This is a genomic window from Pseudomonas alloputida, assembly GCF_021283545.2.
Lineage (GTDB): Bacteria > Pseudomonadota > Gammaproteobacteria > Pseudomonadales > Pseudomonadaceae > Aquipseudomonas > Aquipseudomonas alloputida.
On record NZ_CP128540.1, the window covers coordinates 5,980,469 to 5,998,144 of the forward strand.

At 61.9% G+C, this 17,676-nt stretch carries 13 protein-coding genes; 3 read left to right on the forward strand and 10 right to left on the reverse strand.

Annotation, left to right across the window (positions count from 1 at the left end; genetic code table 11):
- Positions 1-164 precede the first annotated feature (164 nt).
- The 7 genes from LU682_RS27610 to pilM all read right to left on the reverse strand — a co-directional run bounded on the left by LU682_RS27610 (position 165) and on the right by pilM (position 7,100).
- Positions 165-1,754, reverse strand: a complete 1,590-nt coding sequence (locus tag LU682_RS27610) for an SPOR domain-containing protein (RefSeq protein ID WP_010955623.1) — start codon at positions 1,752-1,754, stop codon at positions 165-167.
- Between the two features lie 15 nt (positions 1,755-1,769).
- On the reverse strand, positions 1,770-2,867 hold the full coding sequence (gene aroB / locus LU682_RS27615) for a 3-dehydroquinate synthase (protein WP_010955624.1): 1,098 nt from the start codon (positions 2,865-2,867) through the stop codon (positions 1,770-1,772).
- A 96-nt stretch (positions 2,868-2,963) separates the two neighbouring features.
- Positions 2,964-3,482, reverse strand: a complete 519-nt coding sequence (gene aroK / locus LU682_RS27620; protein WP_010955625.1) for a shikimate kinase AroK — start codon at positions 3,480-3,482, stop codon at positions 2,964-2,966.
- 4 nt (positions 3,483-3,486) lie between these two features.
- On the reverse strand, positions 3,487-4,749 hold the full coding sequence (locus LU682_RS27625; protein ID WP_010955626.1) for a type IV pilus secretin PilQ: 1,263 nt from the start codon (positions 4,747-4,749) through the stop codon (positions 3,487-3,489).
- On the reverse strand, positions 4,673-5,674 hold the full coding sequence (locus LU682_RS27630; protein ID WP_049588306.1) for a pilus assembly protein PilP: 1,002 nt from the start codon (positions 5,672-5,674) through the stop codon (positions 4,673-4,675). The genes LU682_RS27625 and LU682_RS27630 overlap by 77 nt, the downstream gene beginning before the upstream one ends.
- A gap of 11 nt (positions 5,675-5,685) precedes the next feature.
- Positions 5,686-6,222, reverse strand: coding sequence for a PilN domain-containing protein (locus tag LU682_RS27635; protein WP_010955628.1), 537 nt, complete (start codon positions 6,220-6,222; stop codon positions 5,686-5,688).
- Positions 6,219-7,100 (reverse strand): type IV pilus biogenesis protein PilM, encoded by an 882-nt coding sequence (gene pilM / locus LU682_RS27640; protein ID WP_010955629.1) that lies wholly within the window; start codon positions 7,098-7,100, stop codon positions 6,219-6,221. Before pilM ends, LU682_RS27635 begins: the two co-directional genes overlap by 4 nt.
- Before the next feature lie 1,212 nt (positions 7,101-8,312).
- Here pilM and ltrA point away from each other — a divergent pair.
- Positions 8,313-10,019 carry a group II intron reverse transcriptase/maturase gene (gene ltrA / locus LU682_RS27645; protein ID WP_060494796.1) on the forward strand — a complete coding sequence of 569 codons (1,707 nt, stop codon included), beginning with the start codon at positions 8,313-8,315 and terminating at the stop codon, positions 10,017-10,019.
- A gap of 131 nt (positions 10,020-10,150) precedes the next feature.
- On the forward strand, positions 10,151-12,601 hold the full coding sequence (locus tag LU682_RS27650; protein ID WP_370688787.1) for a penicillin-binding protein 1A: 2,451 nt from the start codon (positions 10,151-10,153) through the stop codon (positions 12,599-12,601).
- Positions 12,602-12,755: 154 nt separating this feature from the next.
- Here the strand turns inward: LU682_RS27650 and LU682_RS27655 are convergent, their stop codons facing one another.
- The 3 genes from LU682_RS27655 to rpmE form a co-directional block, all read right to left on the reverse strand.
- Positions 12,756-14,024, reverse strand: coding sequence for a malic enzyme-like NAD(P)-binding protein (locus LU682_RS27655; RefSeq protein ID WP_004575488.1), 1,269 nt, complete (start codon positions 14,022-14,024; stop codon positions 12,756-12,758).
- Between the two features lie 177 nt (positions 14,025-14,201).
- Complete coding sequence (locus LU682_RS27660) at positions 14,202-15,023, reverse strand: thermonuclease family protein (RefSeq protein ID WP_049588308.1); 822 nt, start codon at positions 15,021-15,023, stop codon at positions 14,202-14,204.
- 2 nt (positions 15,024-15,025) lie between these two features.
- Positions 15,026-15,241: a 50S ribosomal protein L31 gene (gene rpmE / locus LU682_RS27665; RefSeq protein WP_003249127.1), complete on the reverse strand. Its 216-nt coding sequence runs from the start codon at positions 15,239-15,241 to the stop codon at positions 15,026-15,028.
- Positions 15,242-15,408: 167 nt separating this feature from the next.
- Here rpmE and LU682_RS27670 point away from each other — a divergent pair, with 167 nt between their 5' ends.
- On the forward strand, positions 15,409-17,628 hold the full coding sequence (locus LU682_RS27670; protein ID WP_060489068.1) for a primosomal protein N': 2,220 nt from the start codon (positions 15,409-15,411) through the stop codon (positions 17,626-17,628).
- Positions 17,629-17,676: the final 48 nt, after the last annotated feature.

Consider the following 17,676-nt stretch of genomic DNA (forward strand, 5'->3'; position numbering starts at 1 on the left):
AGCGGCTTGGCTCGAGTCTGAAGCGTTTCAGCCATGACTGCAACTAAGGACTTGTGGCCGGCAGTCCGGGACAGAAAAGCCTGCCGCGCTCGGGCGCAGCAGGCTAGTCGAAAGCTAGAATTCGCTTAGCTACTGGGCGGCGGGGTGATGCCGCCCGGAAGGTATCAGCGGGCCGTGGCCAGCTCTTGTTGGACGCTGCCGACGGTACGTGGCCAAGGTTTACCAGCCTGGACCTTCGCTGGCAAGTTCTTGATTGCCGCAACCGCTGCGTCGCGGTTGGCGAAACTGCCGTAAGTCACGACGTACAGAGGCTTGCCCTGCAGGTTTTTCTTGAAGTAGCGATAGTCGCCACCCTGGGCCTTGACGTAAGCCTGGGCCGACGCCTCGGAGCTGGTACCAAGGATCTGCACCACATAATTGCCCGGCTTCTGTCCGGCATACCAGCCACTGTTGCCAGCGCCAGCGGCGGCTGGTTTTTCGGCAGCTTTGGCAGCCGGCTTGGCCACGGCGACCTGGGTCGGCGCTGGTGCTGGCTTGGCCGGTGCAACCGGCTTGGCGGGCTGGGTTGCAACAGGCTTGGGCGCAGGCGCAACCGACTGCACGGGCTGGGCAGGCGCAGGCGCCGGGCCAGCCGGCACACCTTGTGGCGGAGCGATGGTGGTCACGGTGGGTGGCGGGTTGCCAGGCTGCAGCGCGGTGTCGACAGCCGGGCCTCCCTCTTCACCCTCGCCCATGCCTGCGGCTTGGGCCAGCGGCTCGCGCATCACCGGCTGCGACTGGCCAACCAGTGGCAGCGGCATTGGCTGGGACGAGCCAGAGAACTCGATGGCAGCACCCTGCTTGCCGTCGCCCAGTGGCAACTGGGCCTGGGCAGCCGGCGCTTCGGCAGGGGCCTTGTCGCCTTTCTTGGGCATCAATACCGCGGCCGCAACGGCAACCACGACCACAGCGGACAGCGCGAGCACATGTTTTTTAGGCATCTTGAACCCCATGGTTGGTCGCTTGGCCGTCGAGCGGCTGGCGATCATGGCTTCGATCAAAGTGTCACGGGCGACCTGATTGATGTTGCCAGGCCAGCCGTCGGAGTTTTCATGGATATCGGCGATCTGTTCACGGCTGAACACCTCGATGCCCCGACCAGCCCCTTCCAGGCGCTGTTCCAGGTACTCGCGGGTTTCTTCTTCACTGTAGGGCGCAAGCTCGATGATGTGAAAACGTTCTTCCTCGACATTGAGCTCATCCAGCCCGGCAATCAGCGATGGCTCACCGAACAGAAACACGTGCGGACGCCCTTCAGGTACCCCCGCCGCCAATTCCAGCAACGCTTGGAGTGCCGACTCGTCGAGTTGTTCCGCATCGTCCACCAGCAAATACACTTCCTGCCCGGTCAGTGCCAGCTGCACCACCTTCGACAGGATCGCCTGCACCTCGGGCTGGGCGACACCCAGCTCCTGCGCAACCTGCGCGAGCATACTGGAGGCATCTCTGGCGCTGCGGGCCGACACCACCACACTTTGCACAGCCTGCTTGTTGGTGCTGGCCACCAGGGCCTGGCGCAGCAGCGACTTGCCGCTGCCCAATGGGCCACTGACCACCAGCATCAACTGGCTATAGCGCGCCAGGTGGTGCAGTTGGCCAAGCACGGGCTTGCGCTGGGCCGGGAAGAACTTGAAGCCAGGTACGCGGGGCGCGAACGGATCATGGCTCAACTGGTAATGGTCGAGAAAGGCCTCATCGGCATGCAAACTTGTCATTGCGCTGTCACAACCTCAAAGCTGGGCCACGATCGCGCGGTAATCCGCCGACAGCGTGGCCTGGAGAATCTCTTTCGAATAGTCGTCGGTCACCACGGCCTCGCCCATCTGGCGCAGCAGCACCAGACGCAAACGACCGTCGAGCACCTTCTTGTCGACCGCCATGTGCTCCATGAAATGCGCCGGGGTCATTTCCTGTGGTGGCACCACCGGCAAACCTGCGTCCTGCAACAGGCGGATTCCACGATCGCGCTCAGCCTGGTCGATCCAGCCAAGGCGCATGGACATTTCCAGGGCCATCACTGTGCCCGCCGCGACGGCTTCGCCGTGCAGCCACACGCCATAGCCCATATGGGTTTCGATAGCATGCCCGAAGGTATGCCCCAGGTTCAGCGTGGCCCGTAGGCCGGACTCGCGCTCGTCGGCACCCACCACTGCTGCCTTGGCCGCGCAGGAGCGGCGGATGGCCTCGGTCAGGGCTGCCGAATCGAGGGCACGTAGTGCCTGCATATTGTCTTCGAGCCAGGCGAGGAACGGCTTGTCGCAAATCAGGCCGTACTTGATCACTTCGGCCAGACCTGCAGACAGCTCGCGCGCTGGCAGGGTCTTGAGGCTGGTGGTATCGATCAGCACCGCCTTGGGCTGATAGAACGCACCGACCATGTTCTTGCCCAGCGGATGATTGATGCCGGTCTTGCCACCCACGGAAGAGTCGACCTGGGACAACAGGGTAGTCGGCACCTGGATGAAATCGACACCGCGCTGGTAGCAGGCGGCTGCGAAACCAGCCATGTCACCAATCACGCCACCACCCAGAGCGACCACAGTAGTACGACGATCATGCCGAGCTGTCAGCAGGCCATCGAAGATCAGCTGCAATGTTTCCCAGTTCTTGTGGGCTTCACCATCGGGCAACACAACGGGCAGTACCGAGTAGGCACCAAGGGCCTTGCTCAGGCGTTCGAGATACAGCGGCGCGACGGTCTCGTTGGAGACGATGGCAACCTGCCGACCCGCAATGTGCGGCGCCAGCAGCTCAGGCTGGTCCAGCAGGCCTTCGCCAATGTAGATCGGGTAGCTACGCTCGCCCAGGTCGACCTTTAGTGTCTGCATGTATCCCCACAATGTACTTGGGCGCGGCGCCATCCGGCGGCCTGCGCGGTAACGTTGAGCCTCGCCTCGGCGCTGGAGGCCGAGAATAGTCCCGGGTTAACGGGGCGGCAACTGCTGCAAGCGCTCGAGAATATCGATCACCACCATGCGTGGTGGCCGCTCGTCGGTTTCAACCACCAGGTCGGCGATCTCGCGGTAGAGCGGGTCGCGGGTTTCCAGCAAGGTGCGCAAGGTCGCCTCGGGATTGGCCGTGCGCAGCAGCGGGCGATTGCGGTCGCGCGCGGTGCGGCCGACTTGCTGCTCGACCGAAGCATGCAGGTAGATCACCCGGCCACCCTGATGCAGCGCCTGCCGGTTGGCTTCGCGCATCACCGCGCCACCGCCGGTGGCCAGCACCACACCGTCGAGCGCGCACAACTCGGCAATCATCGCTTGCTCGCGATCACGGAAACCCGGCTCGCCTTCCTTGTCGAATATCCACGGGATGTTCGCGCCGCATCGCAGTTCGATTTCCTTGTCGGAATCCTTGAACAGCAGGCGCAGCTCTTTGGCCAACAGGCGTCCGATGGTGCTTTTACCAGCGCCCATGGGCCCCACAAGTATCAAATTTCGCACAGAATCAACGACTCACAGCAATCGCCTGGTCACTCATGATACGCGGAGTCAGGAAGACCAGCAGCTCGGATTTTTTCTCTTGTAATGCATCGCGTCGAAACAGCCGCCCAACATACGGCAGATCGCCGAAAAATGGCACCTTGTCGACCACATTGTTTTGCGAAGTCGAGTAGACGCCACCGATCACGATCGTTTCGCCGTCAGCCACACGAACCTTGGCATTGACCTCGTTCTTGCGAATCGGCGGTACGTTGTTCAAGGCATTGACGTAATCCGGCTCGTCCTTGGTCACCCTGACGGTCATGATCACCTTGTTGTCCGGGGTGATCTGTGGCGTTACTTCCAGCGACAGCGAGGCTTCGCGAAACGATACCGAGGTAGCGCCGCTTTGGCTCGTTTCCTGGTAAGGCACCTCGGTACCCTTGAGGATCCTCGCCGTTTCCTTGTCAGCCGTGACCACCTTGGGCTGCGAAATGATTTCGCCGTTGCCGCTTTTTTCCATGGCACTGAGCTCCAGGTCCAGCAGCACGTCACCGCGCAACAAACCCAGGCCGATACTGCTGCCGGCACGCTCCAGACCGAGGTCGACGAACAGCTCCTTGCCGGGCCGCAGTTTCTCGCCGTACAGCGGCCCACCCCAGCGTACCCCCAGGCTTTTCTCATAATCGACGTTGGCCTCGACGATACGCGCCTCGATCGCTACCTGGCGCACCGGCACATCCAACTGCGCCACCAGCTGGCGCATCTCGGCCAGGCGGTCAGCGGGCAGATGCACCACCAACGTGTTGGTGCGCTCATCGACACTCAAGCTAGCCGGAGGGATGCCGTCACCCTCCAGGCCTGCCAGCAGCAACTGCGCCAGATCGGCGGCCTTGGCGTGGTGAATGGGCAGCAGCTCCCGACGCAATGGCTGCAGGTGCGCATCCAGCGCCTGACTCACCCGGGCGTCTGCTGATTGCGCGGCAAACTCGGCTGCAGGTGCCACCAACAGCACATTGCCCTCCTGGCGCCGGGACAGGCCCTTGCTGCGCAGGACCAGGTCAAGCGCCTGATCCCACGGCACGTCCTGCAAACGCAAAGTGACACTGCCTTGTACCGCATCACTGGCGACCAGGTTGACGCCAGCGTAGTCAGCCAGCACCTGCAGCACCGCACGCACCTCAACATCCTGGAAGTTCAGCGACAGGGGTTCACCCTGGTAAGGCGTCGCCGAAGCCAGCGGGATCGACAGCAGGGTCGCCAACAGGTATTTCATCCACGTTTTCATTCGGGTCCAAGGCCTCCTTGCCCAGGCGCTTGGTGAGGGTGATGAACGCCGTGCGCTCGTGCCATACCCCCGCCATGAACAGCCGCTCACGCACTTCGACCTGACGTTGGTCTATATGCATCACTACCCCCTGATCACGCCCTACCCGGTCGCCCGGGCGTACGCGATAGAGCTTGCCAGCCGCCATCAGCAGTGCCTCGCGTGCCGCCCCGCGCGCCAGGCTGCCGACCATTTCCAGCTGCGCCAACGGCACGCCGACCAGCCCGGCGCTGGCCACTCGCGCCGCAGCGGGCGCAAACGGGTCCACTTCAGGCGCAGCCATTGCGGCCCTTGCCGGCAGGTGCGCCAGCATTGCAGGTGCCTTCACGGGCGTAGCCGTGTGATAGGCATCAACCCGCAACTGCAGGCGCAACAGTCCAGGCTGGCGATCAACGGTTGCCAGGCTCATGTCACCGCTGCGCAGAATCCGTGCCTGCCCTAACCAGTCGTCCAGCCACAGCCGCAAGGCCGGATAACGCCCCACCACTTGCACCACCAGCGGTACCTTGCTGAATCCGGCCTGTTGCTCACCTGCCTCTACATCGAGGCGTTCGACAAGCAAGCCATGTGCATGCCCCGACACTGCCAGCCGTTCAAGCAGGTCGCTCATGCTCTCCCCGGCGGCCAGATACCAGTGCGCCTCTTGCAACCGCTGTTCGGCAATCACCACTAAAGCCTTCAGCCGCTCCAGTTCGGCCAACTGCGCTGCATTGGCTGCCTGCAGCTGGTTCAACTCGACATGCCTGGCATCCTCCCGCGCCTGCTGCTGTAACAGGGCAGGCAGGCGCATCGCGCAGCCCAGGCTGAACAACACAACAGCGATCAGCGCTGGCGCCAACCATCGGAAGCGGCCTGAGCCCTCGACCACCGCCAGCCAAGCGAGCATCTGCGCTGGACTCACGACCAGAACGCCGCAACACGAGCGGTGAGCAGAAACTCATCGCCGTCCGGCAGGCTCTTGATGCGCTTGAGCTCCAGATCGAGCAAAACGTTCGAGCGGTTCAAGTCGCGCATGAACTGCGCCACCACTGCACCGGACGCAGCCAACCCTGTCACCTGCAAGCGGCCACTATCAAGGCTCAGGCCGATTAGCTGCACACCTTCAGGCAACGCCCCTTCAAGGTCGGCGAAGACACCGGCCAATACACCCTGATGGGCGCGCAGGCCCTCCAGGGCCACCGCACGGGCAAGTAGCGCTTCATGCTGTGCACGCACTTCGGCCAGCGGCTGCAACTGCTCATCCTGTATATCAAGGGTCGCTTGGCGCTGGGTATTGGCCAGCACCTGCTGCTGCCCGCGTTGGCGGGCCAGCTGATCGACCAGCATCACGGCGCACAAAGCCAGGAGTGCGCCAGCAATCAACTGGCCTCGAAAGCGCCGCAGCGCCGCCTGACGCTGCCGTTCGCGCCAGGGCAGAAGGTTCAGCCGCATCATGGGCGCAGCCCTCCCAAGGCCAAGGCGCAGGCCAGGAGCATCGCCCCATCGACATGTTCCAGCCCTGCCAGCCCAGGCAGGTAGGTGCACGGCACATTCAGCCGGCTGCCCAAGGCTTGTAGCCAGCCCGGATTGATCGATGAGCTGCTGGCAACCCACAACCCCGCAGGCCGGCTCTGCCCGACCAGTAAAGCCTGGAGACGCTCTGGCCATTGCCCGTTCATGTCCGGGCCAGTCGTTTGCAGCTCACAGCGCTGGTACGCCCTGCCCGGCTGCCAGTCATGAAGGGTTACGCTGCGGTTTTCGACACGCAGCAGCGCTGCTCCCTCAAGGCCACCCTGTGGCAACATGCGGCACAAGGCAATGTTGTCGACCTCGACGGCCTCCAACTGCAAGCCCGCCTCCTCGACGACGGCTTCGAGTGACGCCAGCGCACTCTGCCGACAGGCTGCAACCATTACCTCGGAGCAACCTGGCTGGTCATGGGAAGCCCCCATGACCTGAAAATCCAAGGCCAGGTCTTCCAGCGGAAACGGAAACAGCCGCTCTGCATCGGCAAGCAGCTGTGCCTCCAACTGCGCCCCGCTCTGCTCCACCGGCAGATGGCACAACTTGCAGATAACCTGACTGGCCGGCAATGCCAGCGCTACCCGGCGTTGCCTGAGGCCGCTGCGCCGGTAAGCTCGCTGCAGCGCAGCCACCACCACCCCAGGCGCCTGAGCCCAGTCATCGGCCAGCGGCGCCTGAAACAGCTCTTGTGCCGACCCCATCACACGGCAGCGTCGATTGCGCTGCTGCAGTTGCATGATCCGAACGGCGTCGGGCGTAATTTCCACCCCCACGAGTGAACCGGCATCCTTGCCGAAGCGTCCAAACATCGCGACTCCTTTGCTGTCTGTTACAGCTGCCAAGCGCAGCCACCTGTCGCAACCCCGCGGCAACACTGGGCCAGGGCTACCCATCGACTCGACGAGTAGCCTGGCCGGTCACCCGGAAAGGCGAAAAATGCTTATAATGCCCAGCGTTGTGCGACACGTTTTGCGTGTCTCCTCCCACCAAGCTGTATGGTCAGCTTGATGTGGTTTCCCAAAGGAAACCGAAAACTTGGGTACCCATCCTCAAGAAACAAAACCAACCCAGAAGTCCACTGCCTTCAAGGACTTAACGCTGCGGCGGATGGCAAAACCCAAGGTCGTTCAGCTCTCGGTAGCACGACCGCAGGACCGGCAATCCCGGTTTTGGAGAGCCCTCTACACACCAACCCAAGCGGGGGAGAAGACCCCCGCAGGGGTCCCCTCCTGCTTATTTTGAAACAGGAGGTAACAACTTCCCGACCAACGGTCATTTCACCGTCTTGGTTCGGTCCTTCCTCTGGAGACATGAGCGGAAGCTCTGTCTGTCATTGTCCAACTGCCGCCTACATGGAGCAGTAGCGGACTCGTTGTGCGACCAACGGTAGCCTACGACGGCATGCATCACTGGCAACGGTGGTGTGTGAAGCCCGTCTGACAATGTAGCCCCCACCTCGGGTGCATTCTCTCCGCGAGGAGAGGTGCGGAGACTCGGAGCAGTGCCGGGTTGAGGCGCTAGGCTGACTGGTATGGGTAACGTATGTGAACCACTGATAAACACCGTAAGCATTGCCAAGCCAAAGCTGCTGACAGGCTTGAACCAAAAGGTACGTGATCGGATATCTCCGTAGCGCTTGGGGATACGTCGCCTTCAAGATCACCGGTGAAAAGGTGGGCCCTAACCCAGTCGTGTGACAGACAGGGAACGTGGTAAGCCCGTATCGCTGCCCTGTGGGCAGGTGAACCGTAAGGAACACTGTTGGCGGTGCGGGTATGGGATCGCAGAGAAAGCGAACGCCAGGCTGTAATGGCTTGGATAGGGGTTGGAACATCACCCCACGGGAAACCGGGCAGACTTCTGCGTGGTCTTCTGTCGCAATGACTCTGACTGAGACCGTCTCATCAACTTCAGGGCTGGCTTCATTGGCCCTTGATCATCCAACCCTGACGGGGTGCACGCGCCCCTCAGGGGTACGTGCGCCTTCCGCTCGGGTGGTATCACTTTGAGAGGAAAGCAGCATGAAAGAGCTCAGCCAGCAAGGTGAGTCTGCGCTTTCCGGCACTCCGCAGCAGTGGCATGACGTCGATTGGCGTCGAGTTCAGCGGAATGTCCGGGGAATGCAGGTGCGAATTGCGAAGGCTTGTCGGGAAGGCAAATGGCGCAGGGTTAAATCCCTGCAACGAATGCTTACTCGCTCGAAGTCGGCCAGGTACTTGGCTGTACGGAGAGTCACGGAAAATCAGGGAAGCCGCACGGCGGGAGTCGATAAGCAACTCTGGGACACACCCATCGCGAAATGGAACGCGGTTGGTCAGTTGAAGACGCGGGGTTACCGGGCTCGGCCACTACGGCGAGTCTACATCCCGAAGTCGGATGGACGGGAACGCCCATTGGGCATACCGACCATGACGGATAGGGCTATGCAAGCGCTGTACATGCTAGCCCTGTCTCCCATCGCCGAAACCCATGGCGATCCTAATAGCTACGGCTTCAGGATCGAACGTTGTACGGCGGATGCGATGGCGCAGCTCTTCCTGTGTCTTTCCAAACAGGCTTCCGCCTGTTGGGTTCTGGACGCAGACATCGAAGGGTTCTTCGACAACATCAACCACGAATGGCTGCTAAGGAACGCCCCTACGGATACCCGGATGCTTCAGCAGTGGTTAAAGGCTGGAGTCATCCACAAGGGGCAGTTGCACGCAACGGACGCAGGCACGCCACAAGGGGGAATTATCTCCCCGGTGTTGGCAAATCTGGCACTGGATGGTCTGGAAACACTCCTCAAGCAATACCTAGGAGTGACAAGGGCGAAGAAACTGAAGGTGAATGTGGTGCGATACGCAGATGACTTCGTAATTACTGGCACCTCCTCGGAGGTGCTGGAGAACGAAGTAAAACCTTGGGTAGAACAGTTCCTCGCGACGCGAGGATTGCGGTTGTCACTCAAGAAAACGCGTATTGCTCACATCGACGAAGGCTTCGACTTCCTTGGATGGAATTTCCGGAAATACGAAGGAAAGCTGCTGATCAAACCGAGCAAAAAGAACGTTAAAGCGTTCTACGGCAAGATCAGGGAGGCAATCAACACCCACAGGACGAGTAAGCAAGAGGATCTAATCCAACTGCTAAATCCGATGCTGAGGGGTTGGGCGCTATACCATCAGCCAGTGGTAGCCAAGCAAACGTACAGCCGGATGGACCACCGAGTGTTTGTAAAACTGTGGCGTTGGGCGAAACGGCGACATCCAAACAAGTCCCTCGACTGGGTTAGGAAGAAGTACTTCCGAGCCTCCGGAGAACGGAACTGGGTTTTCGCCACCACGACAGTGGACGATGCTGGGAGGAGACGGGAGATCGAGCTTTGCTCGCTCGCGAGCACGCCGATCGAGCGACACAAAAAGGTGAGTGGGGATTACAACCCTTATGACCCTGCCATGGAGGCCCAAAGCGAAAAGCTGCGGATGGACCGGATGCTGAAAAAGCTGCAGTACCGGAAACAAATCGGCAGCCTATACGCCAGCCAAAACGGCCTGTGTTTGCTATGCAAGCAACCGATCACCAAGGAAACGGGGTGGCACGACCACCACATCATCCACCGGGCCGTTGACGGTGGTGACGCCTTGGCCAATCGGGTACTCTTGCACCCCAACTGTCATAACCAGCTCCACACGCGTGGTCTGTACGTGACCAAGCCGGCTCCCCTTGGGGGCTTAAAGAAGGCTTGAGCCGTATGCGCTGAAAGGCGCACGTACGGTTCTTAGGGGGGAGTCAGCCAGCAATGGCTGGCTCCCACCCGACTTTTGGTCCACCGGACCTGCGTGCAATCCACTCCCAACCTGGACACCGAAAAGCCTTGATACGTCTGCTGAAGTTCTTCTGGTGGTCTTCCGTCGCAGTCATCTGCGCGCTCGTACTCGGTGTGAGCGGTGCGTTTCTGTATCTTAGTCCCAGCCTGCCCTCGGTCGAGTCCCTCAGAAGCATCCAGTTGCAGATCCCCCTCAGGGTGTACAGCAGCGATGGCAAGCTGATTGCCGAATTCGGCGAAATGCGCCGCTCGCCGATCCGCTTCGCGGAAATTCCCCCACAATTCATTCAGGCGCTGCTGTCAGCCGAGGACGACAATTTCCTCAACCACTACGGCGTCGACCCCAGCAGCCTGATGCGCGCAGCAACCCAGCTGGTGAAAACCGGTCATATCCAGACCGGCGGCAGCACCATCACCATGCAGGTGGCGAAGAACTTCTTCCTCACCAGCGAGCGCAGCTTCTCACGCAAGACCAACGAAATCCTGCTGGCCCTGCAAATCGAGCGTGAGCTGACCAAGGACGAAATCCTTGAGCTGTACGTGAACAAGATCTACCTGGGCAACCGCGCCTACGGTATCGATGCAGCAGCACAGGTGTATTACGGCAAGTCCATCCGTGACGTGAGCCTGGCGCAGATGGCGATGATCGCCGGCCTGCCCAAGGCACCGTCGCGCTTCAACCCGCTGGCCAACCCGGTGCGCGCCAAAGAGCGCCGCGACTGGATCCTCGGGCGCATGTACAAGCTGGGCAAGATCGACCAGGCCAGCTACGAGGCCGCCCTGGCCGAGCCGCTCAACGCCAGCTATCACGTGCCGACGCCTGAGGTGAATGCCCCCTACATCGCCGAAATGGCCCGCGCGGAAATGGTCGGCCGTTACGGCAGCGACGCCTACACCGAAGGCTTCCGCGTCACGACCACCGTGCCTAGCGACATGCAGGAAATGGCCAACAAGGCCGTCCTCAAGGGCCTCTCCGATTACGATGAGCGCCACGGCTACCGTGGCCCTGAAGCACGCTTCCCGGGCCGCACCCAGGCAGCGTGGCTGCAGGAGCTGGGCAAGCAACGCACCCTTGGCGGCCTGGAGCCAGCCATTGTCACCCAGGTGGAACACACCGGCCTCAAGGTGCTGACCCGTGACGGCCAAGAGGCGCAGGTTGCCTGGGACACCATGAAATGGGCGCGCCCGTTCATCAACAACAACGCCCAGGGCCGTTCACCGCAATCACCGGCCGACGTGGCCCAGGTCGGTGACCTGGTGCGCCTGCAACGCCTTGACGATGGCACATTGAAGTTCAGTCAGGTGCCCGTTGCGCAGAGTGCCCTGGTCACCCTCGACCCGAACAACGGCGCCATCCGCGCCCTGGTCGGCGGTTTCTCGTTCGAACAGAGCAACTACAACCGCGCCGTGCAGGCCAAGCGCCAACCGGGCTCGAGTTTCAAACCCTTCATCTACAGCGCCGCGCTGGACAGCGGCTACACCGCTTCCAGCCTGGTCAACGATGCGCCGATCGTGTTCGTTGACGAGTCGGTGGACAAAGTGTGGCGACCGAAGAACGATACCAACACCTTCCTCGGCCCTATCCGCATGCGTGAGGCGCTGTACAAGTCACGTAACCTGGTGTCGATCCGCCTGCTGCAAGCCATGGGCGTGGACCGCACCATCGACTACATCGCCAAGTTCGGCTTCAACAAGCAGGACCTGCCGCGCAACCTGTCGCTGGCCCTGGGCACCGCCACCCTGACCCCGATGGAAATCGCCACCGGCTGGAGCACCTTTGCCAACGGTGGGTACAAGATCACCCCGTACCTGATCGAGCGCATCGAGAGCCGCAGCGGCGAGACACTGTTCACCGCCAACCCGGCCCGCGTACCGCAAGGTGCCCAAGACCAGGCGGGCCTGGCCGCCCCCGAGCAGCCAATCAGCACTGCGGCCATGCCAGGCGAGGCACCTTCTGCCTTCAGTCAGGTGGCCGCGGCATCGCAAGCGCCGGCAGTGGCCGAACAGATCATCGACGGGCGTACCACCTACATCCTCACCAGCATGCTGCAGGACGTGATCAAGCGCGGCACCGGCCGCCGGGCGCTGGCCTTGGGCCGCACCGACCTGGCGGGCAAGACGGGTACGACCAACGAATCCAAGGACGCCTGGTTCTCCGGTTACAACGCCGATTACGTGACTACCGTTTGGGTCGGCTTCGACCAACCGGAAACCCTCGGCCGCCGCGAATATGGCGGGACTGCGGCACTGCCGATCTGGATGAACTTCATGGGCGCGGCGCTCAAGGACAAGCCTGCGCATGCCCCGGCAGAACCGGAGGGCATTCTCAGCTTGCGCGTCGACCCGGTCAGCGGGCGCGCGGCATCGCCGAGCACACCGAATGCCTACTTCGAGCTGTTCAAAGCCGAAGATTCTCCGCCGTCGGTGGACGAACTGGGCAATGGCGCGGCACCGGGCAGCCCGCTGCCAGCCGATGAAGCGACGCCGATGGATCTGTTCTAAGGCAGGGCGCCTGACTCAGGTTTTGCGTGGGCGCTCGATCTGATAGGCGCCACAAGTGCCCTGACCAACACCTTGCAGCCCTGACACATTCCCAAGCCCCATAAAAAAGCCCCGGCTCATGCGAGCCGGGGCTTTTTTATGTCGCTTGCTGCAATCAGCCGTTGAACACTTCATCCACGCTGGTCAGCGGGTAATGCTTCGGATAAGGCAGGGTAGCCACGCCGGATTCGATGGCAGCCTTGGCCACAGCATCGGAAACGACGGTGATCAAGCGTGCATCCAGCGGCTTCGGAATGATGTACTCACGACCGAACTCCAGGCCTTCAACGCCATAGGCTTCGCAAACTTCCTTCGGCACTGGCAGCTTGGCCAGGTCTTTCAGGGCGATAGCGGCAGCGATCTTCATTTCTTCGTTGATACGCTTGGCGCGAACGTCCAGAGCACCACGGAAGATGAACGGGAAGCCCAGTACGTTGTTGACCTGGTTCGGGTAGTCGGAACGACCGGTAGCCATGATCACGTCGTTGCGAGTGGCATGCGCCAGCTCTGGCGAGATTTCCGGGTCCGGGTTCGAGCAGGCGAACACGATCGGGTTGGCAGCCATCGACTTCAGGCCTTCCGGGCTCAGCAGGTTCGGGCCAGACAGACCTACGAACACGTCGGCACCGTCAAGGGCGTCGGCCAGGGTGCGCTTGTCGGTCGCGTGGGCGAACTGCGCCTTGTACTGGTTCAGGTCGTCACGGCCAGCGTGGATCACGCCACTACGGTCGATCATGAAGATGTTCTCGACCTTCGCACCCATGCTTACCAGCAGCTTCATGCAGGAAATGGCAGCAGCGCCGGCGCCCAGGCAGACGATCTTGGCTTCTTCCAGTTTCTTGCCGGCGATTTCCAGGGCGTTGATCATGCCAGCGGCAGTCACGATGGCAGTACCGTGCTGGTCATCGTGGAACACCGGGATGTCGCACTGTTCGATCAGGGTACGTTCGATTTCAAAGCACTCAGGTGCCTTGATGTCTTCAAGGTTGATGCCACCGAAGGTGATCGAAATGCGGCGAACGGTGTCGATGAACGCTTGCGGGCTTTCCGACTCGACTTCGATGTCGAACACATCGATACCGGCGAAACGCTTGAACAGAACACCCTTGCCTTCCATGACCGGCTTGGAAGCCAGTGGGCCGAGGTCACCCAGACCGAGGATGGCAGTGCCATCGGAAATCACCGCAACCAGGTTGCCTTTGCCGGTGTATTTGTAAGCCAGCTCTGGATCACGGCCAATTTCGCGCACCGGCTCTGCAACACCTGGGCTGTAGGCCAGGGCGAGGTCACGGGCGGTGGCAGTGGGCTTGGAGAGTTCAACGCTCAGTTTCCCCGGACGAGGTTGAGCGTGATATTCGAGAGCGGCGGTTTTCAGGTCTGACATGGTGGGCATTCCGCTATTTACTGTTCTGACGGACCGCCGAGGATACGCAAAGAGCCGGGGAGCCACAAGACTGGCCGGTCACTTGTGTCAAGGCCTTTAGCCTACGACTTTACGCTACAACCCACGGGGCATACGACCAACAGTGTGTACAATCCAGTAGCGAAATGTCTACATCTTTTAGCCTGAAATGCGCTCCAACATGCTCGGATCGGTCAATGGCAACACCCAGCGTCGCTGCCCGGGCTTGAGGCCACCCCTGCGGGAACGATCCAGCACCCAGCCGCGCGCTTCGACCTGGCGCCCCTTGAGGTTATCGAAGAAGCTGGCGGGGAAGTTGCGCTGCAGACGAGCGGGAACCTGCAGCACCAGGGTACTGCCCAGGGTCAGCCAGACCCCACCACGATTTCGCTCGATACCTTCGATACGACCACGCACAACAGCGAAACCTGACTGCCTGACATCGCTTGCAGCCACTACGGGCGAATGCCGCCACAGGCCAACGCCGGCCTGGCGCGCAGCTTGTTCGGCAAGCTGCTGACAACCGCTGAGACGTACATTAGGGGCAATAGCCACGCGGTAGCCCAAGCCCTCGCTAAGCAATTGCGCTTCCAGATTGTCGCCATTGCGGCTGTAGATGTGCGCCAGTGTGCGACCGTACTTGTCTTTACCTTCAACACCAGGCACCAGCCCGACGCGATCGTCATTGGCCTTGACCAAGGCCTGCAATCGCCGCCTGGCAGCTTCGGCATAGGGCTCACTGGTACGTCCCTTGCGACCCATTTCCGGGGCATTGATACCGATCAGCCGCACACTGCGGCCATCGACCAGACGCAAGGTGTCGCCATCAACCACCTGTCGTACCGCTACCCATTGGGGCTTGTCCGGCAGTGGGCAGAACGCCAGGACCGGGAAATGCCAGATAACGCCCACAAAAAAGGCGCCCACAAGGGACGCCTTCTTCAGCAACAATGCGAAACCCGAAGGATTCGCCATGCGCATGATTACTTCTTGGCACCGAACATGCCGAAGCGATCGGCGAACTTCTGTACGCGACCACCGGTGTCCAGAACTTTCTGCTTACCGGTGTAGAACGGGTGGCACAGGTTGCAAACGTCGATCGACAGGACGTTGCCCAGGGTCGAACGAGTTTCGAACTTGTTACCGCAGCTGCAGGTGACTGCAACTACTTCGTAGTTCGGGTGGATACCTTCTTTCATGGTCACTTCCTCGAGCTGCGTGCCGCCACCCAACACCAATTGTTGAATACCGCACGTAATTAGGCGGCGAATAATACCAGAGCACACCGTCAGCGCAAGATGTCGCTTGCACCGACCGTCGTCTGCTAGGCTCGCCAGTCCTTGTAACGCCCTCCGAGACTTTCCGCGTGTCCGACGTCATCCTGCGCCTTGCCCTGCCCTCCCCGCTGCGGCGCCTGTTCGACTACAAGGCGCCGGCGAGCATGGCGCGCCTGACCTTGACCCCAGGCATGCGCATCCGCGTGCCCTTTGGCCGCCGCGAAATGATCGGCGTGCTGATAGAGGTGTGCACGCGGAGCGAAGTGCCCGCCGACAAACTGAAGCCTGCCAGCGCCCTGCTCGACCCGGTGTCCCCCATCCCCGCGTCGCTGTTCAAGTTGTGCCTGTGGACCGCCCAGTACTACCAGCACAGCCTGGGCGATACCCTGAGCTGGGCGCTGCCCACGCTACTGCGCCAGGGCGAAGCCGCCGAAATGCGCCAGGAACGCTTCTGGCACATAGCCCCGGGCGCCCGCCTGGAAGACCCGCGCATCGCCCGCGCGCCGCGCCAGCGCGACGCCCTCAAGACCCTGGCCCAGCACCCGCACGGCGTGGCCCACAGCCTGCTGGCCAAACTCAACCTGAACAAGGACAGCCTCGACCTGCTGCTGGCCAAGGACCTGGTACAGATCGAGACGCGCCGCCACTTGCCGGCACTACGTCATGAGCACTGGCTGGCACAGCCGGAACTGCCGCTCAACGAAGAGCAACGCGAAGCCTTCGACGCCGTGTGCGAGGGTTTTGGCGGTTTCGGCGCGTTCTTGCTGGCCGGCGTCACCGGCAGTGGCAAGACCGAGGTCTACCTGCAACTGATCCGTGAAACCCTGGAAGCCGGCAAGCAGGCGCTGGTGCTGATCCCGGAGATCAACCTCGGCCCGCAAACCCTGGCCCGCTTCGAGCAACGCTTCAACGCGCGCATTGCCCTGCTGCACTCTGCGGTAAACGACCGCGAACGCCTGGATGCCTGGCTGGCGGCACGGGACGGCGAGGCCGATATCATCATCGGCACCCGCTCGGCATTGTTCACGCCGATGAAAAACCCCGGCCTGATCATCATCGACGAAGAGCACGACGGCTCCTATAAACAGCAGGAAGGCCTGCGGTACCACGCCCGCGACCTGGCGCTGGTACGCGCTCACCAGGAGAACATCCCGATCCTGCTCGGTTCCGCCACACCGTCGCTGGAAACCCTGCATAACGCCCTGACCGGCCGCTACCGCCTGCTGCGTATGAACCAACGCGCCGGAGGGGCACGCCCGCCGCGCATGCTGCGCCTTGATGTGAAGAGCCTGCCACTGGACAGCGGCATCAGTGGCCCGCTGCAGCAGGCTATCCGACAGACCCTGGAGGCTGGCCAACAAGTGCTGGTGTTCCTCAACCGCCGCGGCTTTGCCCCAACCTTGCTGTGCCACGATTGCGGCTGGCTGTCCGAATGCCCACGCTGCGATGCGCGCATGACCGTGCACCAGCGCTCCGGCGTGCTGCGCTGCCACCACTGTGGCTATGACGAACGCCTGCCGCACCAGTGCCCGCAATGCAACCACGTCGATCTGCGCCCGGTCGGTGCCGGTACCGAACGCGCCGAAGAGCGCCTGAAGGTGCTGTTCCCGGATTACCCGATCCTGCGCGTGGACCGCGACAGCACGGCGCGCAAGGACGCCATGCACAACCTGTTCAGCACCATCCAGCGCGGCCAGCCGAGCATCCTCGTCGGCACCCAGATGCTCGCCAAGGGCCACCACTTCCCGCGGGTGACCCTGGTGGCCATCCTTGATGCCGATGGCGGGCTGTTTTCCGGTGACTTCCGCGCCAGCGAGCGCATGGCACAACTTATCGTACAGGTGGCCGGGCGGGCCGGGCGGGCCGAAGAGCCCGGCAAGGTCATCATCCAGACCCACCTGGCCGACCACCCACTGTTGGTCCAGCTAACCGAGCAAGGCTACTTCGCCTTCGCCGAACAGGCCCTGGACGAACGCCGAGCCGCCGGGCTGCCGCCCTACTCGCATCTGGCCTTGCTGCGTGCCGAAGCACACAAGCCGGGGCAGGCCGAAGGTTTCCTCGACGAAGCCTGTGCCGCCGCCGAGCGCCTGGTGGCCGAACAGCGCCTGCCGGGTATCGAACTGCTGGGCCCGGTACCGGCGCCCATGGAGCGCCGCGCCGGACGATTCCGCGCACAATTGTTGATACAGGCCAACACCCGGGCGCCGTTGCATCGACTGATCAGCGCCTGGTTGCTAGTGTTGGAACAGTTGCCGAGCGGGCGCCAGGTGCGCTGGTCGCTGGATGTCGACCCGGTAGACCTGTATTGAGCTGCAAGCTGCGAGTTGCCAGCGGCAAGCAAGCGCCGGGCGGGTGCG